The 26,128-nt window shown below is 71.5% G+C and carries 28 protein-coding genes; 16 read left to right on the top strand and 12 right to left on the bottom strand.

Going from position 1 to position 26,128, the window contains the following annotated elements; genetic code table 11:
• Nucleotides 1-110: 110 nt before the first annotated feature.
• Nucleotides 111-458 carry an antibiotic biosynthesis monooxygenase family protein gene (locus ACIRR9_RS12490; protein ID WP_403750441.1) on the top strand — a complete coding sequence of 116 codons (348 nt, stop codon included), beginning with the start codon at nucleotides 111-113 and terminating at the stop codon, nucleotides 456-458.
• A gap of 33 nt (nucleotides 459-491) precedes the next feature.
• Here the strand turns inward: ACIRR9_RS12490 and ACIRR9_RS12485 are convergent, their stop codons facing one another.
• Nucleotides 492-767, bottom strand: coding sequence for a hypothetical protein (locus tag ACIRR9_RS12485; protein ID WP_403750439.1), 276 nt, complete (start codon nucleotides 765-767; stop codon nucleotides 492-494).
• Here ACIRR9_RS12485 and ACIRR9_RS12480 point away from each other — a divergent pair.
• Nucleotides 739-990, top strand: a complete 252-nt coding sequence (locus tag ACIRR9_RS12480) for a hypothetical protein (RefSeq protein ID WP_403750559.1) — start codon at nucleotides 739-741, stop codon at nucleotides 988-990. The two genes, ACIRR9_RS12485 and ACIRR9_RS12480, sit on opposite strands and share 29 nt — an antisense overlap.
• A gap of 467 nt (nucleotides 991-1,457) precedes the next feature.
• Nucleotides 1,458-2,081: a TetR/AcrR family transcriptional regulator gene (locus ACIRR9_RS12475; RefSeq protein WP_403750437.1), complete on the top strand. Its 624-nt coding sequence runs from the start codon at nucleotides 1,458-1,460 to the stop codon at nucleotides 2,079-2,081.
• Between the two features lie 396 nt (nucleotides 2,082-2,477).
• Here ACIRR9_RS12475 and ACIRR9_RS12470 read toward each other — a convergent pair whose 3' ends face one another.
• A complete protein-coding gene (locus tag ACIRR9_RS12470) occupies nucleotides 2,478-2,954 on the bottom strand; it encodes a hypothetical protein (RefSeq protein WP_403750435.1) in 477 nt (158 codons plus the stop codon).
• A gap of 207 nt (nucleotides 2,955-3,161) precedes the next feature.
• Nucleotides 3,162-3,371 (bottom strand): response regulator transcription factor, encoded by a 210-nt coding sequence (locus tag ACIRR9_RS12465; RefSeq protein ID WP_403750433.1) that lies wholly within the window; start codon nucleotides 3,369-3,371, stop codon nucleotides 3,162-3,164.
• Nucleotides 3,372-3,711: 340 nt separating this feature from the next.
• Here ACIRR9_RS12465 and ACIRR9_RS12460 point away from each other — a divergent pair, with 340 nt between their 5' ends.
• Nucleotides 3,712-4,494 (top strand): hypothetical protein, encoded by a 783-nt coding sequence (locus tag ACIRR9_RS12460; RefSeq protein WP_403750431.1) that lies wholly within the window; start codon nucleotides 3,712-3,714, stop codon nucleotides 4,492-4,494.
• A gap of 266 nt (nucleotides 4,495-4,760) precedes the next feature.
• Here ACIRR9_RS12460 and ACIRR9_RS12455 read toward each other — a convergent pair whose 3' ends face one another.
• The gene (locus ACIRR9_RS12455; RefSeq protein ID WP_403750429.1) at nucleotides 4,761-5,915 is read right to left on the bottom strand and encodes a substrate-binding domain-containing protein; all 1,155 of its coding nucleotides are present in this window, start codon (nucleotides 5,913-5,915) and stop codon (nucleotides 4,761-4,763) included.
• 513 nt (nucleotides 5,916-6,428) lie between these two features.
• Between ACIRR9_RS12455 and ACIRR9_RS12450 the strand changes: the two genes are divergently transcribed.
• From ACIRR9_RS12450 to ACIRR9_RS12430, 5 genes are all read left to right on the top strand, one after another.
• A complete protein-coding gene (locus tag ACIRR9_RS12450; RefSeq protein ID WP_403750549.1) occupies nucleotides 6,429-8,960 on the top strand; it encodes an ATP-binding protein in 2,532 nt (843 codons plus the stop codon).
• A gap of 1 nt (nucleotide 8,961) precedes the next feature.
• Nucleotides 8,962-9,417 (top strand): roadblock/LC7 domain-containing protein, encoded by a 456-nt coding sequence (locus ACIRR9_RS12445; RefSeq protein ID WP_365349054.1) that lies wholly within the window; start codon nucleotides 8,962-8,964, stop codon nucleotides 9,415-9,417.
• Nucleotides 9,418-9,448: 31 nt separating this feature from the next.
• Nucleotides 9,449-9,907, top strand: coding sequence for a DUF742 domain-containing protein (locus ACIRR9_RS12440; protein ID WP_403252255.1), 459 nt, complete (start codon nucleotides 9,449-9,451; stop codon nucleotides 9,905-9,907).
• Complete coding sequence (locus tag ACIRR9_RS12435) at nucleotides 9,855-10,469, top strand: ATP/GTP-binding protein (protein WP_365349010.1); 615 nt, start codon at nucleotides 9,855-9,857, stop codon at nucleotides 10,467-10,469. The genes ACIRR9_RS12440 and ACIRR9_RS12435 overlap by 53 nt, the downstream gene beginning before the upstream one ends.
• A 645-nt stretch (nucleotides 10,470-11,114) precedes the next feature.
• Nucleotides 11,115-11,972, top strand: a complete 858-nt coding sequence (locus ACIRR9_RS12430) for a BTAD domain-containing putative transcriptional regulator (RefSeq protein ID WP_403750427.1) — start codon at nucleotides 11,115-11,117, stop codon at nucleotides 11,970-11,972.
• Nucleotides 11,973-12,058: 86 nt separating this feature from the next.
• On the opposite strand, the gene ACIRR9_RS12425 is transcribed toward ACIRR9_RS12430, so the two are convergent.
• Nucleotides 12,059-12,673 (bottom strand): hypothetical protein, encoded by a 615-nt coding sequence (locus ACIRR9_RS12425; protein WP_365349004.1) that lies wholly within the window; start codon nucleotides 12,671-12,673, stop codon nucleotides 12,059-12,061.
• Between the two features lie 128 nt (nucleotides 12,674-12,801).
• Nucleotides 12,802-13,767, bottom strand: a complete 966-nt coding sequence (locus ACIRR9_RS12420) for a helix-turn-helix transcriptional regulator (RefSeq protein WP_403750424.1) — start codon at nucleotides 13,765-13,767, stop codon at nucleotides 12,802-12,804.
• A gap of 63 nt (nucleotides 13,768-13,830) precedes the next feature.
• Here ACIRR9_RS12420 and ACIRR9_RS12415 point away from each other — a divergent pair, with 63 nt between their 5' ends.
• From ACIRR9_RS12415 to ACIRR9_RS12405, 3 genes are all read left to right on the top strand, one after another.
• On the top strand, nucleotides 13,831-14,217 hold the full coding sequence (locus ACIRR9_RS12415; protein ID WP_403750421.1) for a VOC family protein: 387 nt from the start codon (nucleotides 13,831-13,833) through the stop codon (nucleotides 14,215-14,217).
• A gap of 321 nt (nucleotides 14,218-14,538) precedes the next feature.
• Nucleotides 14,539-15,441, top strand: coding sequence for a polysaccharide deacetylase family protein (locus ACIRR9_RS12410; RefSeq protein WP_403750419.1), 903 nt, complete (start codon nucleotides 14,539-14,541; stop codon nucleotides 15,439-15,441).
• 136 nt (nucleotides 15,442-15,577) lie between these two features.
• Nucleotides 15,578-16,693 carry a helix-turn-helix domain-containing protein gene (locus ACIRR9_RS12405; RefSeq protein WP_403750416.1) on the top strand — a complete coding sequence of 372 codons (1,116 nt, stop codon included), beginning with the start codon at nucleotides 15,578-15,580 and terminating at the stop codon, nucleotides 16,691-16,693.
• A gap of 64 nt (nucleotides 16,694-16,757) precedes the next feature.
• On the opposite strand, the gene ACIRR9_RS12400 is transcribed toward ACIRR9_RS12405, so the two are convergent.
• The 4 genes from ACIRR9_RS12400 to ACIRR9_RS12385 form a co-directional block, all read right to left on the bottom strand.
• The gene (locus tag ACIRR9_RS12400; RefSeq protein WP_403750413.1) at nucleotides 16,758-17,507 is read right to left on the bottom strand and encodes a D-Ala-D-Ala carboxypeptidase family metallohydrolase; all 750 of its coding nucleotides are present in this window, start codon (nucleotides 17,505-17,507) and stop codon (nucleotides 16,758-16,760) included.
• A 92-nt stretch (nucleotides 17,508-17,599) separates the two neighbouring features.
• Nucleotides 17,600-18,946, bottom strand: a complete 1,347-nt coding sequence (locus ACIRR9_RS12395; RefSeq protein ID WP_403750410.1) for a GH25 family lysozyme — start codon at nucleotides 18,944-18,946, stop codon at nucleotides 17,600-17,602.
• A gap of 298 nt (nucleotides 18,947-19,244) precedes the next feature.
• On the bottom strand, nucleotides 19,245-19,946 hold the full coding sequence (locus tag ACIRR9_RS12390) for a response regulator transcription factor (RefSeq protein WP_365348990.1): 702 nt from the start codon (nucleotides 19,944-19,946) through the stop codon (nucleotides 19,245-19,247).
• 176 nt (nucleotides 19,947-20,122) lie between these two features.
• Complete coding sequence (locus ACIRR9_RS12385; RefSeq protein ID WP_403750406.1) at nucleotides 20,123-20,593, bottom strand: Crp/Fnr family transcriptional regulator; 471 nt, start codon at nucleotides 20,591-20,593, stop codon at nucleotides 20,123-20,125.
• Nucleotides 20,594-21,051: 458 nt separating this feature from the next.
• Here ACIRR9_RS12385 and adhP point away from each other — a divergent pair, with 458 nt between their 5' ends.
• From adhP to ACIRR9_RS12365, 4 genes are all read left to right on the top strand, one after another.
• Nucleotides 21,052-22,074, top strand: coding sequence for an alcohol dehydrogenase AdhP (adhP, locus tag ACIRR9_RS12380; protein WP_403750404.1), 1,023 nt, complete (start codon nucleotides 21,052-21,054; stop codon nucleotides 22,072-22,074).
• A gap of 5 nt (nucleotides 22,075-22,079) precedes the next feature.
• Complete coding sequence (locus tag ACIRR9_RS12375; RefSeq protein WP_403750402.1) at nucleotides 22,080-22,964, top strand: universal stress protein; 885 nt, start codon at nucleotides 22,080-22,082, stop codon at nucleotides 22,962-22,964.
• A gap of 146 nt (nucleotides 22,965-23,110) precedes the next feature.
• Nucleotides 23,111-23,791 carry a pyridoxamine 5'-phosphate oxidase family protein gene (locus ACIRR9_RS12370; RefSeq protein ID WP_403750400.1) on the top strand — a complete coding sequence of 227 codons (681 nt, stop codon included), beginning with the start codon at nucleotides 23,111-23,113 and terminating at the stop codon, nucleotides 23,789-23,791.
• A 37-nt stretch (nucleotides 23,792-23,828) separates the two neighbouring features.
• Entirely contained in the window at nucleotides 23,829-24,266 is a 438-nt protein-coding gene (locus tag ACIRR9_RS12365; protein WP_403750397.1) for a pyridoxamine 5'-phosphate oxidase family protein, read from the top strand.
• 85 nt (nucleotides 24,267-24,351) lie between these two features.
• On the opposite strand, the gene ACIRR9_RS12360 is transcribed toward ACIRR9_RS12365, so the two are convergent.
• Both ACIRR9_RS12360 and ACIRR9_RS12355 read right to left on the bottom strand, forming a co-directional pair.
• A complete protein-coding gene (locus ACIRR9_RS12360; protein ID WP_403750394.1) occupies nucleotides 24,352-24,825 on the bottom strand; it encodes a hemerythrin domain-containing protein in 474 nt (157 codons plus the stop codon).
• Between the two features lie 39 nt (nucleotides 24,826-24,864).
• Complete coding sequence (locus tag ACIRR9_RS12355) at nucleotides 24,865-26,112, bottom strand: nitrate/nitrite transporter (protein ID WP_403750392.1); 1,248 nt, start codon at nucleotides 26,110-26,112, stop codon at nucleotides 24,865-24,867.
• Nucleotides 26,113-26,128 lie beyond the last annotated feature (16 nt).

Raw genomic sequence — 26,128 nt, 5'->3', positions numbered from 1 at the left:
CGCCGACAGGCGGGTAGCACGACGTCGGCGCCGTGGCCGCAGACTCCGGCGATCACCGCCGCTCCCCGGGTCGCTGACGAAGCCATCCACTGAAATGTGAGGAGACAGAGTTGAACGACAACACCGGACCTGTCACGTTCATCAACGTCTTCGAAATGCCCGCGGAGCAGGTTGACGCCTTCGTCGCGCGATGGCGCGCCCGCGCGCACATCATGGGCAACGCCCCCGGCTTCCTGGGTACGAAACTGCACCGGGCGATGTCATCGGAGTCCCGATTCCAGGTGATCAACGTCGCGCGCTGGGCGAGCCGCGAGGCATGGGAAGCCGCCCAGACGGCACTCCGGGAGCCGGGTGCTCCTCCGAGCCCCTTGGATGACCCGGCGGTAGAGGTTTCCGCGAACCCGGCCCTCTATGAGGTGGTCGCCGATGTCGGCGAGCCGCCGGATCAAGCCGACTGAGCACGCTGACCCGGTACAGCCGTCCGGCACGGCTCAGCCGGACGACCACGCAGATACCGGAAGCGGCGGCAGGCCGGACCGCACCGGGATTCGCCGTCGCGCTGGTGTCCATGGCCGCCACGCTGCATCAGCGGCGATGCGCGGGAGGCCGACCCTCCGGAAACACTGGATATGGCGGGCCACGTCGGGGCGGCCGTGTTGGCCGGCGGTCGGGCTGTCGAACATCGGTGTGTGCAGGGCTCGGGCCGGCGGATTGCTCACGATGACATCCTGGCGGCCGTTGCGTACGAACGCCGAGGACAACGTCATGGAGTCCAGCGGCCACTGGATGCGGGGCGGAACCTCGACGTCCCTGCGGCGGGACGACGTACGGCGGGCAGGCCGGGCCGCGCGGGCCAGGTCGAACGAACTCGCGGCGGCGCCGAAGGAGCTCTGCTCCGTTCCTGACGCCGGACACGTGGACCTCTACGACAAGACCGGCCTGATCCCGTTCGACAAGCTGGAGGAGTTCTTCACGAAGAACCTCGCGTGATCAGCCTCTGGAGGCCGGGGCCCTGCGCCGGGGCCCCGGCCTCCGGCGAAGCGGAGGCGGCGCACACAGCCGGTTCGCCCGTGCGCTGCTCTGGCAGCCGGCCTAGGCCCAAGTGCCGAGTCGGGTTCGGGCTGGGGCCGGTCCCGCCTGGTGGGATGCGTCGCTAGCGTTGCCGACCAGCCGAAGCACACGCGTGACATGACGGACGGGCGGATCTGTCCGCTGCACCCAACCGAGCCGGTGGCCTGCCCGCTTGTCATAGATGTATCGAGGAGACCGATGCCCCGGATCGACTACACGTACCTCTGCGAGTTCGACCAACTGGAGGAGGGCGTTCCGTGGCGCTTCGAATTGGAGCGTGGCGTCGCTGTTTTCCCCTCGACCCTCCGGCGACCCGCCCGTTCCCGTCTATTCGGTGCAAGTGCAGTACGGGCGCGTGTACGTACGTGGGATACCGCGGAGGAGCGATGAAACAGCCACCGCACGATGTGACGGCGGAGCGGGCGGACGCCGTCCGCAACCGAGCCCGGTTGCTGGACGCGGCCACCCGGCTGGTGGCCGACAGGGGAGCCGAACACGTGACCATGGACGAGGTCGCCCGGGAGGCCGGGGTGGGCAAGGGCACGCTCTTCCGCAGGTTCGGTGATCGTGACGGACTGCTGCTCACGCTGGTCGACGACGTCGAGGCGCAGTTCCACGAGGCCTACACCTCCGGTCCCCCTCCGCTCGGGCCGGGCGCATCGCCGGGCGATCGGTTGACGGCGTTCGGTTGTGCGCTGATCGAGCGGGTCGCCGACGGCACAGACCTGGGCCCCGCGCTGGGCCGCCAGATCCCCTGCGACCGCCGCCACACCTCGCACTACGGCCGGGCCTTCCACCACCACGTCTCGTCACTCCTGAAAGAAGCCGGAATCGACGGTGACCACGACATGCTCGCCCACGCCCTGCTCGCCTTCGTGAACCTGGAAACGCTTGACCACCTGCGCAACGATCCCCAGGTCACCACCGAGCGGCTGCGACGCAGCTGGGCCGATCTGGTGCGGCGGGTGGCCGGCATCGCCGACGCGGAAGGCCTCCAAGCCGCACCCTGACCGGCAACGCCGTCGACGGGTCGGGCCGCCGACACCGCCGTCATGGCGGGAAGACGTTTCCGACGCCCGCGACTGCACGGGCTGGGAAGGGCGACCGTTCCTTCGACGGCTGCGTCCCGCCCTACGGGGTGGTGCCGACCGGCCCGGAGGTCTCCTCCCGGGCCGCGGCTCACCGAGGAGTTGATGCCCGACGTCCTCGACGGCACCGCCGAACCTGGGAAGCTCTGCGGTGCGGCGCCCGACTTCGACGGTGCCGGACCGGCCCCTGGCGCAAAGAGCGTTGCTGACACCGGCCCGGGCAGCCGCACAACAGGAGGGTTCTCGCCGGCTTCGCAGGCAGGTGGCATCGACGACGAAGCCGACGAGAGTCTGGTTCCGGCAGTGCCGGATACGTGGTCAGATTCCGGAAGCGGGATCCTCCACCAGTTCGGCCGCGGTCTCCTGGAATTCACGGAGCACAGCGTGGAAGCCACTCGCACCCCACAACGCATGCCCCGTGACAACCACGAACACCGCCGTCATGTGCACCGCCCCGACCAGGTCATGGCGCGCCATCGCGAGCAGTGCCGACTCGTCTCCGTCGGCCCACGCCCGTGCTGCCGCGCCGATGGCGAACTCGTAGTGGGGCGGGGCCGCGGCGGAAACCTCATCCACATACCGAACCAGGTGGCACAGCTTCCACCGTTCGCCCGTCAATTCCATGATGCTGATGGTCGACCGCAGTAGGCCGCTCAGGACCGCGTACACCTCGATCCAGCGGTCGTCCTCCAGACCGGTCAGCGCGTCCCCCACCGCGACGGCATCGTGGTTCGCGTAGCCCCGGACTGCTTCCAATGCGCGGTCGTGGGTGGTATTTCGCGCTGCGTCGCTCATGAGATCGACACTAGTGACTGTCCGCACTGCGGGAATCGGTCTCTTGGCGCAACCTGCATCGGAAGAAAGCACTAAGCCCTCCTCAGTAACACCGTTCCCTGTCGCCCGGCGCCCTTCCGGCTTCTGGTGGAGGAGGACGGTGTTGCCGAGTCGTTTGAATCCAACCCTGCGACAGCGTGGTCGGCGGAGCGGCGGGTGGCGCGGCCTCTACGTGATGTCCAGCAGACCCCGGCGTACCGCTTCGGACACCGCGGCCGCCCTGTTGTCCACACCGAGCTTCCGGTAGACGCGGATCAGATGCGTCTTGATCGTGGCCTCGCTCAGGTACAGGGACTGCGCGATCGAACGGTTGCTGTTCCCCTCCGCCATCAGCCGGACGACCTGGATTTCCCGCCCCGTCAACTCAGTGGAAAGCATGTTCACTTGGGTCACCAGCCGATCGACCAGCGGGTGAGAGGCCCATGCCGCCCTCGGCGGTGCCGCGTACCGCCCGGAAGAGTTCCTCGGGCGGTCCCGCCGCTGAAGCCCCTCATCAAGGGTGCGGATTCAGGTCTTCGGGTCACGGGGCTGAATCCGCTGCACGTGAGTTCAAGTCCGTTTCCGCCGACGCTGGTTCGGATCACTCCTACCCGCGTGGATGTCTTGGTCCGGTGCGAGGACGGGGCACCGAGCCCGGCGTGCGATTCGAGGCGTGGCCATGGCATTCGGGTCGGACACCAAGAGTGCGCAGGTGATTACGCTGTGCGATAAAAGTGTCATGGTGGAGACCCTGACGGCCACGGCCGCCGAAATCAGGATCAGCTATTCCGGCGACGAGGCCCGGCGGGCGATCGCTGCGCTGGGGCTCCAGGACGGCGAGGGCCGTCGCCGCACCATCTACTTCTGTGACAGCCCGAGGAAGGGCGGCGACGGCATCTCGCTGCCCTTCCTCAAGCTCGGGGTCATCTTCCGCCTGCGCGTGGACTCCGAGGACCACGGGGACAGGCGCGAAATGGACATGACGGTCAAGCTGCGGCCGTGTCCGCCTCTGCCGCCGGAGTGGCAGAAGGACCTCGGGGACGAGGACGAGGGCTGGGAGTTCAAGATCGAGGAGGACCGGACCGGTCCCGCCTTCAGACCCCTGCTGTCCGCGTCGCTGCAGGCCGACCGGAAGGCCGACGAGGAGCTCGTGGAGTCGGCGCTCAGGCCCGAGCGCGGGGCGTTGGACGAGCTCCTCACCAAGCCGCACCGCCACCTGTTGCGGGATGCGGTCGCATTGGGGAAGGGAGACCTCAAGGGCCTGAGGGCACTCGGCCCGGTGCACGCGGTCAGGTGGAAGCAGGACTGGGACACTCTGCCCCACTCCGTGGCCGTCGAGGAGTGGACCGTCAAGGACCTGCACTTCGTCGAGGTCTCGGTGCGTGCGGACATCGCCGACGCGATCAGGACCGAGGAACTGCTCGCACAGGCTCTGCGCGACCGCGGCGTCGACCTGCCGCGAACCGGCGAGATGAAGACCCGGCTCGTGTTGACCGCCCTCGCCCGCGACCTGGAATTCTGACGGCGCCTCAGCGTGAAGAACGACTCGACCCGGAGCTGCCGGCGGCCGACGGCAGTGTCCTGGGCGTCGCCGCGTCCGACAGGACGGGAAAGGGCGGTCGATACACCGTCACGCCCTCGCCGTCCTCCTCGAAGGAGTGCGTCCGGCATCGGGACAGGCCGGCCGGAGGCTCATCCACGATATGGGAGCGGGGTCGACAGGCTGGTCGGGCCGTGGGCGAGCAGCACCGTCCGCGTCACCGCGACGCTGTCGAAGGGCAGGCATGGCTACTTGCCCCACACCTTGCGGTACGCCTCGCGGTAGCCCTCGGAGTCCCAGGACGGTGTGCCGCCGCTGTTGGCCGCGGTGGTGATGTGGGCGGGGGCGACGTACCCGCTGGACGGCTTGCCCGCGAACGCCCGGTTGAACTCGTCGATGATCTGCCACCCCTGTTCGGACAGCGGTTCGGGCACGGTGGCGGCCTGGAACTCCTTGCCGTTGATGCGCTGGAAGGCCGACGGGTCGCCGTCACCGGCACCGATGTTGAACGGGGCCCCCGCGCCGTTCTTTCCGGCGGCCCGCAGGGCGGAGCCCGCGTAGTCGAAGTACAGGTCGTTGATGGCGGCGGAGTAGGTCCACCTGGTGCCGAAGCGGGCGGCGAGGGAGGAAACCCTGCCGATGGTACGGCTGTTGGCCTGGGAGATCGGGATGTTCTCGTAGCTCAGCAGCGTCACGCCGGAGCAGGTGGCGAGTTCCTTCCTGATCAGGTCGGACTTGTGCTTGGCGAACGGGATGGTGGCGTCGGTGAACAGCACGACGCCCGCACGGCCGTCGGACTGCGCGATGATCCAGTCGGCACTGAGCCTCGCCACGTCCTCGACCCTCGTGGTGATGTTGCTGAACAGCTTCGGGTTCGCGCTGGGGCCGGGGGCGCCGACGGCGTGCCAGCCGATCAGCGGGATGCCGGCCGCGTTCGCCCGCGCCACCTGGTCGGCGGTGGCGGAGGGATCGAAGCCGCCGATGACTATGCCGTCGGGCTTGAGGGCGAGGGCCTGGTCGAAGGCGGTCCTGAGCCCTGCCTGCGTGCCCTGGCCGTTGATGGTGCGGACGTGCCAGCCGATGATGTCGGCGGCCTCCTGGACGCCCTTCGCGACGCCCTCCACGCCGGGATTGGTCAGCGTCTGGGCGATGTAGACGATGCTCCGGTCCGGGACCGCCGCGGGCCCGCGGGTCGGTCCGGACCAAGGGGCGTTGACGTCCTCGGCAGCCTTGACGTCCCGCTTGGCCCGGGAGAGGGCGCTGGGGCAGCCGGGTCCGGACGAGCCGTCGGAGGTCGCGCTGACGGATGCGGCGGTCGTGGAGCCGCTCTCGCAGCCGGCGACGAGCGTGGCGGTGGCCAGGAGGGCGGTCGCCGTCAGGGCCGCCTTGTAGGTGGGGTGCACGAGGTCTCCAACACGGGGCATGAGCGGGCAGGCAGGGCTGGGTGAGGACAGGATTTTCAGGGTCTGGCGACGGCTCCGGCGGGTGATCCGTCCGCGGGCCCGCCGCGCCTCGGACGGAGCAGCCTGCGGCGACTACGGCATGGTGGCTGATTCCGAGCGGTGGCTCGGAGTGACGGGGGCGGCGGCGTGCTTGCTGCCGAGGATCATGCTCAACCGGTCGGTTCGCGTCAATTCCCCCCGCTCGGCACCATACATCGGCCGACGGCTTGCGATACGACGCGTGCCACCGCAGCCAAGACGTCACGGTTCGTTGACCGCCAGTAAGAATTTCGTGATCAATTTTTGATGATCACAAACCTGTGCAGTCGCTGAGGGTGCAGTTACGCTCACGCAGCCGGTTTCGGTCAATGGCGCGATCTGTTCGTTCCTCTAGGCGGCGAACTTCCGGGATCCGTCATGTCCGTTGCCGGTCGCCGGCGGTCCAGTACGACGCGGCCGCCGCAGCTCAGCACCATGTCGAAGGAGGCCCGGGTGTCCGGGAACAGAGGCAACCCGCCGCCCGCCCCCGAGCCGCCGGGGACGGCCGACGGGAGTCCGCAGCCGCGTCCGGCCGCGGTGGGCTTCCTCGACCGGTGGCCCTTCCGCCGCAAGCTCAACGTCCTGGTGGTCGCGCCCATCGCGGCGGTCGGCGTGCTCCTCGGAGTCGCCGCCTACGGCCAGGCCCAGCAGGCCCGGGACGCGGGCCGGATCGCGGAACTGGTGCGCGACAGCGAACAGGTCGCGAAGCTCATCAACGACGTACAGGCCGAACACCAGCAGGCGCTCGTGCTGTCCGTGCAGTACGACGAGACCGGCCCCGGAGCCGCTCTGCCGCAGACCGCCGACTACCGCCGGGCGCAGCGGAACACCGATGCGCAGGTCGCCGCCGTGCGTACGGCGTTCGCCTCCGGCCTGCCGCCCGAGGAGGTGCAGGCGCTCGACTACATCCGCCGTCTCGGGGTCCTGCGCGACAGGCTGGAACGGGGCTACGTCGCCGTCGCCGACATCGACCCCGCGTACGCTTCCGCGGTCGACTACCTGATCGACGGCATCGGTCTGGAGGGTTACTCCGGCACTTCGTCGTCCACGGTCACGGCACTTCTCGACACGGAACTGCGCGCCGACGCCGCCCACGCGTCCTTCGAGAGCGCGGTGTTCTCCGCGCAGACCCGTGACGCCAACGCCCTCAACGAGTACAGCCGCGCGGTCGCCGCCCATGCCCTCTACGACCAGCAGTCGCGCCGGTTCCAGCAGATCGCCGCACCCGCCCAGGTGCTGACCATGGAGGGCATCGAGCGCAGCGCCGAACAGAACGGGGTCGAGGCCCAGTTCGCGCAGCTGCAGATCGATCCCGGTGCCCTGCAGGGCAAGACGCCCGCGCAACTGCGCACGGAGATCGCCGCCGGGACGCGCCAGTCCGGGACCCGCCTCGGCATCACCCGGTCGTTGATCGAGCAGACCGCGGCCGAGGCCGACACCGCCTCCGAGGGAGCCCTGCGGGACGCGCTGTACCTGCTCGGTCTGGCCGTTCTCGGCTTCACCGTCTGGCTGGCCTTCTGTGTCCTGGTCCGGCGCTCGGTCGTACGTCCCCTGGTGGCCCTGACCGGCGCCGCCCAGCAGGTGGTCGACGTGGCGGGCGAGGAACTGGCCCGGGTCGCGGACGACGAGTCCGACGACACCACCCCGCTGCAGCCGCGGCCGATCCCCGTCCCGGTGCGGGACGAGATCGGCGGACTGGCCGAGGTGTTCAACCAAGTGCAGGTGACCGCCGCGCAGTTGCTGGAGCGCCAGGTGCTGAGCCGCCGCAACGTCGCCGAGATGTTCGGCAACGTCGGTCACCGGGTGAGCATCCTGACGACCCGTCAGCTGTTCCTGATCGATGCGCTGGAACGCGAGGAGACCAACCTCGAACTCCTCGAACAGCTGTACCGCATCGACCACATCGCCGTACGCCTCCAGCGCAACGCGGACAGCCTGATGCTGCTCGCCGGCATCCGGGAGAGCGGCATCGAGTCCCGGCCGACCCCCCTGGCCGACGTCATCCGGGCGTCACTCGCCCAGATCGAGGGTTATGAGCGGGTCTCCTTGCGGTCCGGGACGGAGGTCACCGTCGTGCCCGACATCATCGGTGACCTGACGCTGATGTTCGCCGAACTGCTGGAGAACGCGGTCGCGTTCTCCCCCTCCCACACATCCGTCGAGGTGGTGCTCCGCCCCGGCACCGACGTCACCGAGGACGGCGGGGCCCTGATCGAGATCATCGACCACGGCCTCGGCATGGACGCCGAACGCCTCGCCGAGGAGAACGCCCGGCTGATCCGCCGGGAAAGGCTGGATCTCGCGCCGACCGAGGTGCTGGGTCTCTTCGTGGTCGGGAGCCTCGCCCGGCGCTGGGATGTGCGGGTGACCCTGATCCGTACGCCGGGCGGCGGCGTCACCGCCACCGTGTGGGTGCCCGCCGCGCTCCTCTCGGACGTGAGCCCCGTGGACCTCCCGGAGCCCGTGACCGCGGGCCCGGTCGCGAACGTGACGCCGTTCCCGGCGAGGACGGGGAAGGGGGCCACCGGGCCGGTACCGGCGCCCCCGCCGGCCGCCGCCCCCGCGGTCCCCCCGCAGCGGCCGGGGGCTCCCGCGCAGCGCGGTGAGCTCCCCCGGCGCGTCGCGCCCCCCGTCGGCGCCGGGCCGGCCGGCGTGGCGGAGACCGTCGCGCGGACCGACGCGGAGCGAACCCCCGCCCCGGACGGAACGCCGTCACCTCGTCCCTCCCGGCCGCTGCGCCGGCGCGAGCGGGGAGCGACACTCGCCCGGACGGCCGCCCCTGCCGACCGGACATCGTCGGCCGAACGGCAGCCCCTGGACGCCGAGGCCGTCCGTTCGGAACTCGACGAGTTCGAAGCCGCGGTACTCCAGGCGGAGCACGACTACGACCATGCTCCGACCGAGCCCGCACCATCTCAGCACCAGAAATCCCAGAAGGAGCCGGGCAGTGGCCACGCCGACAGCTGACATGAGTTCCGAGCAGCCGGAACCGACCGACCTGCGCGCCGCCGCGGCCGATTTCACCTGGCTGCTGGAACGGTTCGCCACAGATACCGCCGGTGTGTCCGACGCCATCGCGGTGTCGTCCGACGGCCTGCTGATCGCCGCCTCCCAGCGGCGCGACCAGGCCGACTCCGAACGACTCGCCGCGATCGTGGCCGGTCTGACGAGTCTCGCCGCGGGCGCATCCGGAAACTACGGTCTCGGCCGCCTCAACAAGGTCATCCTCGACCTGGAGCACGGCCATGTGCTGGTGTCGGCCATCGGAGCCGGCGCCGTCCTCGGCATCGTGACCTCCGAGGCCGTGAAGCTGGGCAACATCGCCTACGCGATGACCCTCTTCGCCAAACGGGCCGGGGCCGCGCTCACTCCCCAACTGGTGCTGGAGCTGAAGAACAGTGTCGGCGCGGCGTCGGCGCACTGACCTTCCCCGGGCCGGGGGCACGCGTGCAGGCATGTCTGAAGGGATCGTGATGTCCGTCGTCGGACCACCGCACGAGGCAGCAGGGGACGGTGAGGTCTCGCCGGAGCCGCGTCGCCGCGCCCCCGCGATCCGGCCGTTCCTGCTGACCGCCGGCCGGGTGTCGGCAGGCGGTAACGCCCCGCCGATGCCGGTGGAGGCCCAGGTGGTGTCGACCTCGGCCGGGCTCCTGGCCCTTTCCTCGCTCACTTTCGAACACCAGGACATCGTCGCGGCCGGCCGACGACCGCTGTCGGTGGCGGAACTGGCCGCCGGGCTGCGACTGCACCTCAACGTGGTGCGGGTGCTGGTCGAGGACCTGTGTGCCGCCGGGCATCTCGCGGTCCATCGGCCGAACGCCGCGATCGCCCAGGATCTCTCCGTACTGCGAAGGGTTATCGATGGTCTCCGTGCCGTTCCCGACTCACGGGACACACTCCGTGACACCAGCTGAACAGCCTCCGACACCGGTCAAGCTGGTCATCGCCGGCGGCTTCGGAGTCGGCAAGACCACGACCGTGGCCTCGATATCGGAGATACGGCCGCTGACCACGGAGGCCGCGATCACCGAGGTCGCGGCGGGAGTGGACGACCTCACCCACACCCCGGGCAAGACCACCACCACGGTCGCCATGGACTTCGGCCGCGTCACCATCGACCCGACACTGAAGCTGTACCTGTTCGGCACCCCGGGGCAGGACCGGTTCGGCTTCATGTGGGACGACCTGGTGGAGGGCGCCCTCGGCAGCCTGGTCATCGTGGACACCCGCCGACTCGACGACTGTTATGCGGCGGTGGACTACTTCGAGCACAGGAACGTGCCCTTCGCGGTCGCCGTCAACGCCTTCGACGGGGAGGTCGAACACGACCTGGAGGAAGTGCGGTGGGCGCTGGACATCGCCGAGCACGTACCCCTGATCGTCTTCGACGCACGGAAGACGGGCTCGGTCCGTGACGCGCTGCTGACCGTACTGGAGGTCGCCGTGTCCCGCGCGGAGGCTGCCCTGTCGCCCTGACGGCGGGCACGCCTGGATGCGGGCCGAGTCGGACGAGGCGACCTGATGCCGATCGCCGTCGACATCGACGGTGGTACTCAAGAACGGCCCCGCCAGGGCGGTGCGCTTTCGCGGCGCGCTGCGAGGTGTTCGATGCACTGGGTGAGCGGCGGTCCTGGGTGGCGCGTCTCCGCCGAGCTGTCCGCCGATCCGGTACGACGCCGGTTCGTCGAGATCGGGGACGAATGCTGTGCACGCGCAGTCGCCGACGGGCCGCCGGTCGTCGCCGCCGACTACTTCGAGTTCGGCCAGTGGCGCGCCTCGGCGGAACTCGATCTCGGCGGTCGTCACCGGCAGGTCCACAGGATGCGGTCGCACAAGCCCGACTGCCGTTGCGGGGACGGTCCCCACGAGGTCGCGGAGAGCAGGGCGGCACTGCCCGTACGGCCCTGCTCACCGTCGGCGAAACCGACGCCTCCGCGCCCCTGGTCCACGCCCATGCGACTGTCTGGCCGGTGCGAAGACGGTCGGCACGCGGCCGCCCGCCGTGGACCACTGGGTGGAACAGGGCATGACAATCGCGGTGCCGCGGACCAGGCTCCCTGGCGCACCTGTCCGATCCACTCGCCGGATCACGGACACGCCGACCGCGAGGAAGGGGCGAGGATGACCACGGGGGAAAGTTCCGGGCTGGAAGTGCGCGTACTGGGACCGCTGGAAGCCGTTGTGCACGGCCGGCCCGTCGATCTGGGCGGTCCTCAGCCGCAGGGCGTCCTCGCCCAGCTCGCCGCCGTGCCCGGGAGGACGGTGAGTGTGGGGGCCCTGGTCGACGAGCTGTGGGGGCCGCTCCCGCCGCGGGACGCGCACCGCACAGTGCGCACGTATGTGTCGAGGCTGCGCGCGGCCCTGCGCCACGTCGCCGGCGCCGACGCGGCGACGGCGCTGGTCACCCGGTCGCCGGGCTACGAACTGCGCGTGGACCCGGGCTTCGTCGACGCCGCGCGGTTCCAGCGCCTGGTGACCTCGGGGCAGCAGGCGCTGGGGGCACAGCCCCGGCTCGCGTTCGAGAGACTGACCGCGGCGCTCGGCCTGTGGCGGGGCGATGCCTTCGCCGAGTTCGGCCATCTTCCGGGGATCGCCGCGAAGTCGGAACAGCTGGAGCGACTGCGGTTGTCGGCGACGGAGGCCCGGATCGAGTCCGCGCTCGCTCTGGGACTCGACGCGCAGGCCGCCGCCGAACTGGAGGTGCTGGTGCGGGCGCACCCCACCCGGGAACTGCTGTGGGGTCAGTTGATGATCGCGCTCTACCGCCTGGGACGGCAGGCCGACGCGCTGGGAGTGTTTCGCGTGGCGCGGGCCCTGCTCAGGGAGGAACACGGGGTCGAGCCCTCACCGGCGCTCCGCGCGGTGCATTCCCGGATCCTGCGGCATGATCCCTCGCTGAGCGGGGCGGGGCGGTCCTCACTGCAGGGGACGGCCGTCATCGGTTCGACGGCCGTGGTCGGTTCGACGGTCCTGCAGTGACGGCCGGCCGAGTGCTGCCGGTCGGGGGAGTGGTGCCGGTCGGGGGTGACGAGCGGGTCCCCGCCCCGGCACCGACCGTCCCGCGATCAGGAAACGACGATCTGCACCCACGCGTTCACGGAGTTCTTGCACTGGTCCCCGGTGCCGTTGTCGTGTGCGGTGTAACCGTTGTCGGAGTAGCCGTCGTCCTCGTAGCCCAGCTTGAGGCTGCCTCCGCGACCTCCGACCACGTACGGCCGGCCGACCACGTTCACCAGCCGCACCAGGTCACCCGTCGCGCCGGGAATGGTGATCAGGCCGTGGTAGAGGTCGTTGTCGGACGCCGGGTCGACGTACCGCTTCCAGGTCAGTCCGTGGCCGCCGGTCTGCACACAGCCTCCGGCGTCCACCGTGACGTGGTCGCCGGGAAGGAAGGAGAAGGGGTACGTCGTCTCGTGCTGGGTGACGACCGGCTCGGTGATCTTGCAGACGATCGGCAGTGTGGTGCTGGAGCAGCCGTCGCTGTAGATCACGTCCGCCGCCTTCAGCGCCGCGGGTATCCGCCGGACGTCGCGGTCCACGGACTGCCCGGGGGTGCCGGTCCCGGCGGCGTCCGCGCGGGCCGGGCCGGCGGGTGCGGCGCCCGCGGCAGGGGCCGTGGCCATCGCCGCGCCCGCGGCCAGGACTGCCGCGGCGACGACGGTCATGATGCTTTTTCTCATGCTGGATCACTCCAAGAGTGGGGGGTTCGCCGGTGGAAGTTCTCCGGTCTGGACACAGCTCAGTCTGGCGAGAGCCGTCCACAGTCCGACTGCACTCCGTCGACAGCTCGTCGACACGGCGCTGCCCCCTACGAGGGCGGGGGGTCCTCGTTGTCCTCGAACAATTCCCGGGTACGGCGCAGCAGCGCCTCTCTCACGTCGTCCGGGGACAGAACGCGTAGCGGGGTGCCCAGGCGGAGCAGGTAGCCGGCCAGACCGTCCGCGTCAGGGCCGCCGATCTCGACGACGGTGTGCCCTGGGCCGTCGGGCCGGTGGGTGCCGACCGTGGGCGGGACCAGCCGCAACGCCCGGTCCAGGGGCAGTGGGAGACGGACCGTCACATAGAGCGGGTACGTGCTGCCGGCGATGCCTCGCGAGACGAGGATCGCCGGGTCGGGCGGGTCGAGGAGTTCCACCACCTGCCCGGTCGGCTGTACCTGCGTCACCCGGTCGGCGCGGAACGTCCGCCACTCGTCCCGCGTCACGTCCCGGGCGACGAAGTACCAGCGGCGCCCTGCGCGTACGAGCCGGTAGGGGTCGACGTCCCGGACGGTGGCGGTTCCTTCCCGGTCCCGGTACGACAGGCGGGTGCGCTCGCTCCGGCGGCACACGGTGGCCAGTTCCAGCAGCATCCCCGGCGCGATCTGCCGTTCGTCCTGCCTGTGGGTGTGCACGAACGCGCCGTCCAGCTCGCCCAGCCGGTCCGCGATCCGCGGAGGCAGCCCCTGACGCAGCTTCAGCAGCGCGGACAGCGAGGCCTGGTCGCTGCCGAGGACCCCGCTGAACGCGGCTTCGCGCAGGGCGACGGCCACGGCGAGTGCCTCCTCGTCGTCGAGGACCAGCGGCGGCACCCGGGTGCCGCCGCCCAGCCGGTAGCCACCCCACGGACCGGGCTCCGACTCGACGCCGTAGCCGAGCTCCCGCAGCCTGGCGATGTCCCGGCGGACGGTGCGCTCGGTGACCTCCATCCGTCCGGCCAGCTCGCGGCACGTCCACGACGGCCGCGAGGACAGCAACGAGACCAGTCGCAGCAGGCGGGCAGAGGTGCTGATCACATCCCGAACTTTCTCTCCCGACCAGGACAGCACCTGTCCTGGTCCCGTCCTAGCGTCTTCCCCATGAGCACCGAAACCACATCCGCGCCCGCCATCCGCTACGCGGCCGTCACGTTCGACTGCCCGGACCCCGCCGAGCTGGCGCGCTTCTACGGCGAGGCCCTCGGCCTCCCTGTCCGCTACTCCGGCGACGACTTCATCCTGCTCGGTCAGGAGGGCTCGGCCGGACTGGGCTTCTCCCGGCTGGCCGGCTACCAGCGCCCCACCTGGCCGGACCCCGCTCGCGAGAAGCGGGCCCACCTCGAACTGGGGGTCGACGACCTGGACGCCGCCCAGGCCCGGCTACTGGCCCTCGGCGCCGTAGAGCCCCCGGCGCAGCCGCAGCCCGATCGGTGGAGGGTCCTGCTGGACCCCGCCGGCCACCCGTTCTGCATCACCACCCTGGCCTGAGTACGACAGAACTCCTGTCACCGTAGCCGAGGAACGGGCGTGCCGGTCAGAAGCCCGGGGCGAGGACGTGGTCGATGCCGATCCGCTCCTGGGCCTCGGAGTGCTCCCCCATGGCTTCCTCCCTTTTCCCGGTGTGGTCTTTGCCCGCCGGTGATGTCGGACGACGGATGGACCGACGTGTCGTCGGCGTGGAGTGGTTCGGTCCGGCGGGGCAAATGATCAACAAAGGATTGTTGGGCAACGCTTGTCCCGTGTGCGGGCGGGCTGCGGCGGCGTGCCGCCTAGCATGGCCGCGGTTGGTTCGGGCAGGTGGAGGAACGAATGGGAACGAGTCGGCGGATGGTGCTGGCGGCTTTGGCCGGGGGAGCCCTGGCCGGCTGCGCGGCATCGACGAAGGGGACCGGGGCGGCGACGATGGCCTCCCCCTCGCCCGCCTCCGGCTCCGGCGACGGTCCGTCGCCCGCCGTCTCCGCCGCTGCGTCGCCCTCGGCCACGGCCACGCCGGCCGGTCTGCCCGCCGTCACCCGCGCCGAGATCATCACCCGGTACGGTCACGCCGTGCCCCACACCTGGGGCTTCGACGCGCCCGGCGTGGTGCACCGGCTGCCCGCCGGCCATCAGGGGATCGCGCTGACCTTCGACGCCTGCGGCGGCCGGGGCGGCAGCGGCTACGACCGTGCCCTGATCGACTTCCTGCGCAAGCGCGAGGTACCGGCGACCCTGTTCCTCAACTCCCGCTGGATCGACGCCAATCCGGCCGTCTTCCGCGAACTGGCCGCCGAGCCGCTCTTCGAGATCGCCAACCACGGCACCCGCCACCTCCCCCTCTCCGTCACCGGCCGCTCCGCCTACGGCATCCCCGGCACCCGCAGCGCCGCCGAGGTCTACGACGAGATCGCCGGCAACCGGGCGAAGCTCACCCGGCTGCTGGGCAGCCCCCCGCGTTTCTTCCGCTCCGGCACCGCGTACTGCGACGACGTCGCGGCCAGGATCGTCACCGCGCTGGGCGAGCGGTTCGCCGGCTTCTCGGTCAACGGTGACGCGGGGGCCACCTTCAGCCCCGAGCAGGTCCGTACGACCGTCGGGGCCGCGACCGCCGGCTCCGTCGTCATCTGCCACATGAACCACCCCGAGGGCGGCACGGCCCGGGGCATCTCCGCCGCCGTACCCCGGCTGCTGGCTTCCGGCCATACGTTCGTACGGCTCTCGGACGCACTGCACTGACGGTATTGACGACCTGTCAAATTGCGCCTCGGGAAAGGCAATTGACGGTCGAATCAGGGCAGTGAAAGGGCGTACGCACACCTTGCCCGCCGTGTAGCTTCTACCCGTCAGTAGAGGGCTGAGCAAGGGTGGATGTGTGGTTGCCTCTCCGCATACCGAGAAGTTCGCCGCCCGCCTTCGGATGCTGAAGGACCGCAGCGGCCGGGGCTACGACCGCCTCGGCAAGGAGGCGGGCGTCAGCGGTTCCAGTCTGCACCGGTACTGCTCCGGCCTCAGCGTCCCGTCCGACTACCGGGTGGTGCACTCCTTCGCCAAGGTGTGCGGTGCCGACGCGGAGGAGCTCCGCGAACTCCACCGGCTGTGGGCACTGGCGGACACCGACCGGGACGCACCGGCTGCCGAGACCGCCGAGAAGAACCCGGAACCCGAACCGGAGCACGCACCGGAGCGCGAACCCGAACCGGAACCGGAGCGCGAACCCGAAGCCGAACCGGAACCGCTGTCGGATGACGTCACCCCGTCGGAGGTCACTCCGCCGGAGGCCATCCCGGGCGAGGCACGGAAGCCGTGGCGGTCCCGGCTGGCCGGGAAGGTGTCCTCCCGTTTCGCGATCCTGGCCACCGTGGCCGCGGTGGTGCTGGTCGTCGGCTTCGTGTGGCTGCCCGGCCGGAGCGCCGGCGGTGCCGCACCGGCGGCCGGTGACCGGCTGCTGTACTCCCCGGCCTGCACGACGGTGAGCATGGGGCAGCACGACGCGTGCGTGCGTGAGGTCCAGACCCTGCTGGCGCGGGCGAAGGGCAAGCTCGCCGTCGACGGGGACTTCGGGCCGGAGACCCTGCGCCGGCTGACCGCGTTCCAGGTGCTGGCGGGGCTGCCGGCCACCAGTGTGGCCGACGACGCCACCAAGAAGGCGCTCTACGCGCAGAAGGTGAGCATGACGACCTGGTCGCCGGCCGAGGTGGCGAAGCGGATCCGTGCGGTGTTCGTCGAGGATCCCGACACGGCCGTGGCCGTCGCCCGCTGTGCGTCGTTCCTCGACCCGTTGTACGTGCTGCCCAACACCAACGGCAGCCGCAACTGGGGCGTGTTCCAGATTTCCGACGCCCGGCTGCGCGACCTCGACGGCACACCGCTGCGCGCGTTCGACCCGGACTGGAACATCAAGGCGGCCCACCGGCTGTGGAGCGTCAGGCACGACTTCCACGACTGGCCCTCCTGCGAGGCGGCGCTGAAGAACACACCGAAGAGCTGACGCCCGGAGCTCCGGGCACCGCCGTGGCGGTACCCGGAGCTCCACTCCCCCGACAGCGACGGCATCAGATCGTGCCGTCCTCCCACCACCAGTCACGGCCGAGGTCGGCCCGGCTGTCCACGTGCTGGTGGTCGGTGCTGTACGTCTCCAGCCCGGAGAACCCGCAGGTCTCCGCCTTCTGGTAGACGGTCTTGTTGGCCACGCCGGGCACGTCCAGGTCGGCCGCGGTGCCGTACAGGTGCATGCTGTCGGCGGCCCCGCCGATGTCGGCGTTGTGCGCGATGCTGCGGAAGCCGGAGTTGACCGTGACCGGCTTGTCGCCCAGCTTCTTGCGGAGCGCCTCCAGCTTGTACATGCAGCGCCGGACGTTCTCCTTCACCGCCGACGCGCTCAGCTTGCCGCCGTCGAAGGTGCCGCTGGACCGGTCGGCGAACTCGCTCCAGTCGAAGTGGGCGGTGGAACCGTCCGACTGCTCAAGGGCGTTCAGCTTTCCCTGGGTCAGCGGCCCGACGCTGCCGTCGTCGGCGAGACCGTACGCGGTCTGGAACCGGCGCACGGCCGCCGCCGTACCGGGGCCGAAGTCCCCGTCGATGCCGACCCTGCTGTGACCGGCGCTGTCCGCGGCCCAGCCCGCGACCCTGATCTGCAACTCGGTCACATCCGCACCGCTGTCACCCTGCGTCAGGGTGCGCGACCACGCATAGGCCTGTGCGGTGCCAGGGAACAGCAACGGGCCGAACGCGATGCCGGCACCGGCGGCCAGTGTGCCGCGCAGCATGGTGCGGCGGTCGACGGAGCGGAAGGAGGAAGCCATCGTGGTCCTTTCGGAACGGCGGTGCGGTGAGCGGTCGGTGGGAGGCCCCTTCGGCCCGGCGGGGCCCGGCGAGCCGAAGGGGCCCGCCGGGATCAGCGGTTGGCCAGCCGGTCCAGGTCCGCCTGGGTGCCGTTGAACACGTCCCCGGTCGCCGGTGCCTCGATGCCCGGGAACAGCGCGGCGTCGGTGTACTGCCACACCGTCCAGGTCGTCGCGCCGTCCGGCAGCGGCGGCCGGGTGATCGACTGGCGGTAGTCCGCCAGTTGCAGCGGATACCCGGCGAAGGCCGTGGTCGAATCCAGGCAGTCGTCCAGGAAGGACTTCTGGGTGTAGATGATCGGGGTGCGGCCGAAAGCGGCCTCCACCCGGTCGAGCCAGGCCTTGATGTCGTCCACCGTGCCGTAGACGGGGCAGCGGCCGGTGCCGTCGTCCATGCGTTCCAGGTCGAACACCGGCGGCAGGTCGCCCGCGCGCTGTCCGGTGTAGCCGGTCGCCCGCACCGCGGCGATGAACCGGTCGGCCTGCGCGGCACCGGTGTCGGGCGCCGAGCCCGTGTAGAAGTGGTACGGCGCGACGGCCAGCCCCGCCGTCCTGGCCGCCTCCAGGTCGGTGGCCAGGTACTCGTCGGTGACGTTCAGGCCCCGGGTGGCCTTGACCGTCGCGAACTCGACACCCGAGGCCCGTACGGCGTTCCAGTCGATCGGCGCGCCGTCGGGGTGCTGGTACTCGGCCGTGTCCAGGCCGTCGATCGGGTAGCCGGCGGGGCGCGGTGGTGTGCAGTACGTGTTACGGCTGGACCAGTCCACCAGTTTCGCCCAGGTGTTGGGGCCCACGACGCCGTCCGTACCGAGGCCGGCGCAGCTCTGGAGCTCGATGACCCGGGCCTCGGTGCCGCCCCCGAAGTCGCCGTCGATCGTCAGCGGCGGATAGTGGAACGGCTCCATCGCCAGGTTCAGTCGGCACTGCAGCTCCTTGACCTCGACGCCGTTCGCGCCCTTCTGCAGGGTCGGGCGGGTGTCGGTGTGGCCGCACACGGTGGCCTGCGCCGTGGCCGATGTGCCCTGGGTCGCGCAGGTGTGCGGCGCGGCGGCCCAGGTGTTCAGCGCCGCCCAGGTCAGTGGGCCGAGCACACCGTCCGGGGTCAGCCCGGCACACGCCTGGAACTCCTTGACCCGGGTCTCCGTCGCCGCCCCGAACGAGCCGTCCGCCGCGATCGGCGTGTACCGGCTCGGCTTCGTCGCCAGATCGAGTTCGCACTGCGCCTCGACCGTCGGATCCCCCGTCGATCCCCGCTGCAGCGTGGGCTGTTCGCCGGTGTGCCCGCAGACCGCGACCGCGGTGGCCGCGGCCTGGGCCGCCCCTGCCGCGGCGGGCCCGTACAGGGGCAGGACCGCCGCCACGGCAAGGGTCAGGCCCCGCAGAAGCGCCCTCCGTCCCATCTGTGTTCCCCCTCCTGTGACTCGGCCGGGAGCCCCCGGCACGGATCATGCTGGCAGCGGCTGTCCCGAAGCCCGGCCGCGCCGGCCCGGATTGGGACGCCGGGACGGTCACGCGTCCCTGACCTGCGAGGACGGATCACCGCTGGGACGGAGAGGGGACGGAGAGGGGATGGTCGGCGATGGCCGGCCGCCACGGGCGAACACGAGAACGGGGGTCACCACCCGAAGGTGATGACCCCCGTACGTCGATGGCTCGTCGCCGGACGGTGGAGGCGGGGCAGCGGAGGCGGGGCGGTGTTCAGCCCGTGGTGCGGTTGCCGGGGTCCGGCTGGTCCAGGTGGGAGGCGAGGACGGCCGCCTGGACGCGGCGCTGGACGCCGAGCTTGGCCAGGAGGCGGGAGATGTGGTTCTTGACGGTCTTCTCCGAGAGGTACAGCTTCTTGCCGATCTCGCGGTTGGTCAGGCCGTCGCCGATCAGGGCGAGGATGTCGCGCTCACGGGGCGACAGGCTCGCCAGCTCGGGGGCGACGGCGGGGGTCTCGGCCGGGTCGGCGCGCAGCGAGCGCATCAGACGGGCCGTGGTCGCGGGGTCCAGCATGGACTGTCCGGAGGCGACCGTGCGGACCGCCGAGACCAGGTCGGAGCCCTTGATCTGCTTGAGGACGTAGCCCGAGGCCCCGGCCATGATCGCGTCCAGCAGGGCGTCGTCGTCGTCGAACGACGTCAGCATCAGACAGGCCAGCTCCGGCATCTGGCTGCGCAGCTCCCGGCAGACCGTGATCCCGTCGCCGTCCGGGAGCCGTACGTCGAGGACCGCGACATGGGGGCGCAGCGCCGGACCGCGGACGAGGGCGTGCGCGACGCTGTCCGCGTCGCCGACCACGGAGATGTCCGGTTCGGCGTCGAGCAGGTCGGTGATGCCGCGTCGTACGACCTCGTGGTCGTCGAGCAGGAAGACACGGATCGGATCCTGCTCCGTGAAGGTGCGCGCCTCGGCCATGACGACCCCCTGTTCCCTGGTGGCGATCGGGCAAAGGGCTGCCCGTGAACACGATCATCGCCCGCCGGACCCGGATGTACTAGGGCCGACCGGCCCAGTACCGGAGGCGGGGCACGATCCCCACGGCGGATCCCCACGGCGGATCCCCACGGCGGATCCCCACGGCGGTCTTCTGCTCAGACGTGGCTGCCGGCGCCGTACGGGGCGTACAGGTCCAGCAGCCGGGTGCGGGCGGCGTGGAGGCGGTGGGCGAGTACGTCGCCGACCCACTGGGCGACGGCGTTGCCCAGGGCCGGGTCCTCCTGGCACATGAGGCGGACGGCGGTGGCGTCGAACTCGTAGGCCCGCACCGGGGTCGCCGCCTCGGCCCCCAGGTGCCAGGCGTGCGGACTGAACAGCCAGGACCAGCCGACGAGCTCGTTGTGCCGGAGGGTCTCGATGACCGCGGAGCGGCGGCCGGGGATGTGCATGTCGAGTTCGACCGTGCCGGTGCGGATGATCCAGAACCGGTCGGCCCGGCCACCCTCCTCGAACAGCCGCGCGCCCTGCGGGAAGCTCACCTCGCGGGCGACGCGCAGGAGCCGCTCGCGTTGCTCGGCGGGCAGTGCCCGCAGCATGCTGGGCGTGGGGGTGCTGGTGGTGGTCATGGCGTGCCTCCCGACAAGGTGTGGAAACGGCCATGGCCAGCGTGTCTCCGACGCCCACCGCCGGACCATGGGCCACCCGGCCCTGCGCGCGGGCCACCCGGCTCCGACCGCCCGCACGACCGCGCCGCGACGGCTTCCCGGACGGCTTCCCGAACTGCTCCACGGGACCGCGGGTCTGGGCCCGGGGTCCCCGGACAGGGCCCCGGGCACGGTGCTCCGGACACGGCGTCCGGGACCGGACACGGCGTCCGGGACCGTCCACGGCGTCCGGGACCGTCCACGGCAGATACGGCACCGGCCGGCCCCCCCCCGTGTCCCCGGGCACCCACCCCGACGGCCCCGGACACAGGGCCGTTCAGCCCTGGTGGCAGCGACCTTCGGCATCCGGTGGCCGGCAGCCCGCCCGCACGAAGGTAGGAGGCGCCAGATGACCGACCCACTGCGAAGGAGCAGACACGATGAAGGCAGCGGTCGTACGAGCTTTCGGTGAGCCCCTCGTCATCGAGGACCGCCCCGACCCCGAGCCCGGCCCCGGACAGGTCCGTGTCCGGGTCGAGGCCTCGGGGCTGTGCCACACCGACATCCATGCCGCCCACGGTGACTGGCCCGTCAAGCCGGACCCGCCGTTCGTGCCCGGCCACGAGGGCGTCGGCCTCGTCGAGAAGCTCGGGGCCGGGGTGACCCACCTGAGCGTCGGGCAGCGGGTCGCCGTGCCGTGGCTGGGCAAGGCCTGCGGGCGGTGCGAGCACTGCCTGTCCGGCTGGGAGACGCTGTGCGAGCAGCAGATCAACACCGGCTACGGCTGCGACGGCGGGTACGCGGAGAAGATGCTGGCCTGGGCCGACTTCGCCCAGCCCGTGCCCGAGGGGGTCAGCGCCGTCGACGCCGCCCCGCTGACCTGCGCCGGTGTCACCACGTACAAGGCGCTCAAGGTCGCAGGTGTCCGGCCCGCCCAGCTGGTCGCGGTCTCCGGGATCGGCGGCCTCGGCCATCTCGCGGTGCAGTACGCGAAGATCGCCGGGGCCACCGTCGCGGCGATCGACGTCACCGACGACAAGCTGGAGCTCGCCACCTCACTCGGCGCCGACCTCGTGATCGACGCCCGCAAGGAGGACGTCGGCGAGGTCCTCAGGCAGCACGGCGGCGCGCACGCGGCGATCGCGCTCGCGGTCAATGACGCGGCCTTCGAGGCGGTCAACGCCGGTCTGCGGCGCGGCGGCAAGCTTGTCATGGTCGCCCTGCCCGCGCACGGCACCGTCCGGGTCCCGATCTTCGACACCGTCCTGAACGGCACCAGCGTGATCGGCTCCATCGTCGGCACCCGGCAGGACCTCGCCGAGGTCTTCCAGCTGCACGCCGCCGGACAGACCAAGGTCATCTGCGAGACCCGCCCGCTGGACTCGGTCAACGAATGCATCGACGAGGTGCTGCGCGGCGAGGTCAGGGCCCGGATCGTCTTCGACCTCGCCGCGGGGCGGTGAGGGCGATGATCCTGCCGATCGTCGTCGGCGTCGACGGCTCCGGGACCGGCCTGCGGGCCGTCGACTGGGCGGCCGACGAGGCTGCCGTACGCGGAGCGCCGCTGCGCCTGGTGTACGCCTCGCTGTGGGAGCGCTACGAGGGCGGCCACCTCGCCGAGGACCTGCACAAGCCGTCCGAGGAGATCATGGCCGAGGACATCGTCGAGAGCGCGGCCCGGCGCGCCCGGGGCCGGCGTCCCGATGTGCGGGTCTCCACCGCCGTACTGCCCGAGGAACCCGAGTACGCGCTGGTGCGGGAGAGCCAGGAGGCTTCCCTGCTGGTGACGGGCGCCCGGGGCCGCAGCGGCCTCGCCGCGGCCCTGCTGGGCTCCGTGAGCCTGACGGTCGCCGGGCACGCGCACTGCCCGACCGTCGTCGTACGCGGCGACCTCGGCGACCGGGCCGGTGCCGGTGCCGCTGCCGGAGCCCACGGCCGGGTCGTCGTGGGCGTCGGGGAGAAGCCGGCCGGCTCGGCGGCGGTGCGCTTCGCCTTCGAGGAGGCGCGGCGGCGGGGCGTGCCGGTGGAGGCCGTACGGGCCTGGCGCTGCCCCGCGTACGAGACCACCGATCACCCCCTGCTGGCCGGAGAGCCCGCCCGGCTGCACGAGCGGCAGGCGGTGGAGGCCCTGGAGGAGGCCCTCCGGGACGCCCCCGCCGGCGTCGAGTCGCGGCGCCGTACGGTCGAGGGCCGTACCCGGACCGTACTGGTGGACGCCTCCCAGGGCGCCGGTCTCCTGGTCGTCGGAGCCAGGCGCCGCCCCGGACACTTCGGGCTCCAGCTGAGCCGGGTCGTCCACGGGGTGCTGCACCACTCCGCCTGCCCCGTCGTCATCGTCCCGGAACCCGGGTGACCGCGCTGCCGCCCGGCCCGGCACGGGGGGCCCGACCGGCCCAAGCGGGGTTCGTGCGGGTGGGGCAGGCTGGACTTACGGGGCAAATCCGGCGCGGGTGGCGACAGCACCCTCACGGCCGGCCTCGAGGAAAGGACGTGACGGCCATGCCCGAACGAACACCGACCGGCGTCGGGCCGACGGGCGGACGGCCCCTGGGCGACCTGGGGCGCCGCCTCGCCGCCCGGCGCACGGAACTGGGGCTGACCCGGGAGGAGGCGGCCGCCCGTGCGGGGGTGGCGGCCAACTATCTGAAGCACCTGGAGGAGCACCCCGGCGCCGCACCGCAGCGGGGCACCCTGCTCGGCTTGGCCGCGGCCCTGGAGACGACGTTGTCGCAGCTCACCGGTGGAACCGCGAACCTGCCGCCCGGCCCGGAACAGGCCGTGCACGGCGCGGAGTTCGCCGAGCTGGACCCCGACGAGTGCGACTCCCTCCTCGGCACGCACGGGGTCGGGAGAATCGCGCTGTCGACCGATTCGGGGCCGGTCATCGTGCCGGTCAACTACAGCGTCGTCGACGGTTCGATCGTCTTCCGCACGGCCTCCGGTACGACGCCGTCGCTGGCCGCCGGTCACCAGGTGGCCTTCGAGGTCGACCGGATCGACGACGCCTTCAGCTCGGGCTGGAGCGTGCTCGTACGCGGTCCCGCGCTGACCGTCGCGGACCCCGACGAGACACACCGGCTCGACGAGCGGGCCCACAGCGAGCCCTGGGCGGGCGGCGACCGGGACGTCTGGGTGCGGATCGAGCCGGACACGGTCACCGGGCGCCGGATCTCCGTGTGACGGCCCCGTCCCCACGACCGCAGAGGAAGTACGGCTGATGTACGCCGACGAAGGGTTCCGCGAACTGGACCGGAGCGAGTGCCTGCGCCTGCTGGCGCTGGCTCCCGTCGGCCGGGTCGTCCACACCCGCCAGGCCCTGCCGGCGGTGCTCCCGGTCAACTTCGCCCTCGACGGTGAGGCAGTGGTCGTACGTACCTCGGCCACCTCCGAACTCGTCCGCGCGGTCGACGGTTCGGTGGTCGCCTTCGAGGCCGACGAGGTCGACGCGGGGGCGCACTCCGGCTGGAGCGTCATCGTCACCGGACCGGCCCGCCTGGTCACCGAACAGGCCGACCACGAACGGCTGTTGCGGACCGGTCCGCGCTCCTGGGGGCCCTGGCCCCAGGAGGTCTTCCTGCGGATCGAGCCCGAGCTGGTGGCCGGCCGGGAACTCGTCGGCGGACTGTCGGTCCACGGAGTGGACCTCAGGTCCTGAGAAGCCGCGTCGCACGCGTCATCGCCCGCCCGGTGCGCTCGGCACCGGGCGGGCGATGGTACGAGAGGCGGACGACCGCCCCGCCTCAGGCGGACGGCTCCGGCGCCTGCGCGCCGAGGCGGGCGCGCACCGCCTCCACGGCCTCCCACTGCCCGGGGTCCAGCAGCGCCAGGGCGGCCGGGAAGACACCGTCCTGTTCCTTGAGGATGTGCTCGCGCAGCAGGCCGACCGCGGTGATGAGCCGTTCCGGCCAGCCGGGGTCGGTCAGGAACGGGCCGTCCGCCTCGGCCAGCACCGCGTCGATCCGGCGGTGCTCCTGCCGCAGCGCCTCGATCTTCTCGGGGAACTCCCCGGCGAGCGCCGGGAACAGCCCCTGTTCCTCCACCTGGGTGTGCGGGCCGAGGATCGCGGCCATCTCCCGGGCGAGCTCGGCCATCCGCACGATCTCCCGGTCCCGCCAGGCGTCCCGCACCCGGCCGATGAGCGTCACGACCTCCTCGTGTTCCCGGGTCAGTTCGCCGATGCTCGCCACTGCCTGGCATCCGCAGTACTCACACATGACGTGCTCCCTTCCAGTTCTGCCGCTCGGTTCCGGCGCTCAGCTCTGCCGCGCGGGCCGGCGCCGGCCCACGGCGTGGCGGACGCCCGTCCCGGTGAAGGTGAGCGCCCCGGCCGCGACCGCCGAGAGCAGCACCAGACCGATGGCGTACGAGCCGTACGTGCCGTACAGCGAGCCCATCAGCAGCGGCGGGACGAACCCGCCCAGGCCGCCCGCGGCACCGACGACGCCGGTGACCGAGCCGACCTTGTTCGCCGGGGCCAGCAGGGCCACCAGGGCGAACACGGCACCGCTGCCCGCGCCGAGCGCGGCCCCCATCGCCAGGAAGGCGACCGTGCCGACCGGTACCAGGCCGGGCGTGAACGCCAGCGTGACGGCTCCGGCGAACACCAGGGCCAGCGAGCCGCCCAGCACGTCGACCGGGCCGAACCGGTCCGAGAGCCAGCCGCCGAGCGGCCGCATCGCCACCGCCAGCAGCACGAACCCGGCCATCCGGTCGGCCGCGTCGGCCTGGGCGAGGCCGTAGCCGGTCCTGAGGTACGTCGGCAGGTAGACGGAGAAGGCCACATAACCGCCGAAGGCGACCGCGTACAGCGCCGACGCCTGCCAGGTGACCCCGAGCCGCAGTGTGGCGGCCAGCCGACGGGCCAGCGGCTCGGTGGGGACGGTACGGCCGGGCGCGTCCCGCAGGACGATCGCCGCCATGACCGCGTAGACGGCCAGCACACCGGCGCTGATCAGGAACGGGCCGGCCGTGCCGTGCGCGTCGACCAGCTTCACGGTGGTGAGCGCGCTGATTGCGGTGCCGCCCATACCGGCGCCGAAGATCCCGATGGCCAGTCCGCGCCGCTCGGGCGGGAACCAGGCGCTGACGAACGGCACACCGACGGCGAACGCGGTGCCGCCGATGCCGAGGAAGAAGCCTCCCGCCAGCAGGGCGGTCAACGAGCCGTGTCCGGCCAGGCCCAGGTAGAGCACCGGGACCACGGTGGCCGCCGACACCAGCGGGAACATGACCCGCCCGCCGAACCGGTCCGTCAGCGCGCCGACCGGGACACGGCCCAGCGAGCCGACCACCACCGGCACGGCCACCAGCAGCGACTGCTGGAAGGAGGTCAGGTGCAGGGTGTCCTTGAACCGGGGACCGAGCGGGCTGAGCAGGGCCCAGGCCCAGAAGTTCACGGCGAAGCCCAGCGTGGCGAGCGCCAGCATGGTCCACGCCCGGCCGGAGACGTGTCCGCCGGCCGCCGGAGTCTGTTCGTTCTGTTCTCTCGAAGGCTGCAACATCCCACCGGTTCCTCTC

The sequence above is a fragment of the Streptomyces sp. NPDC101234 genome (genome assembly GCF_044767525.1).
GTDB classification, from domain to species: Bacteria; Actinomycetota; Actinomycetes; order Streptomycetales; family Streptomycetaceae; genus Streptomyces; species Streptomyces sasae.
This window is presented reverse-complemented; position numbering and strand designations above follow the sequence as displayed.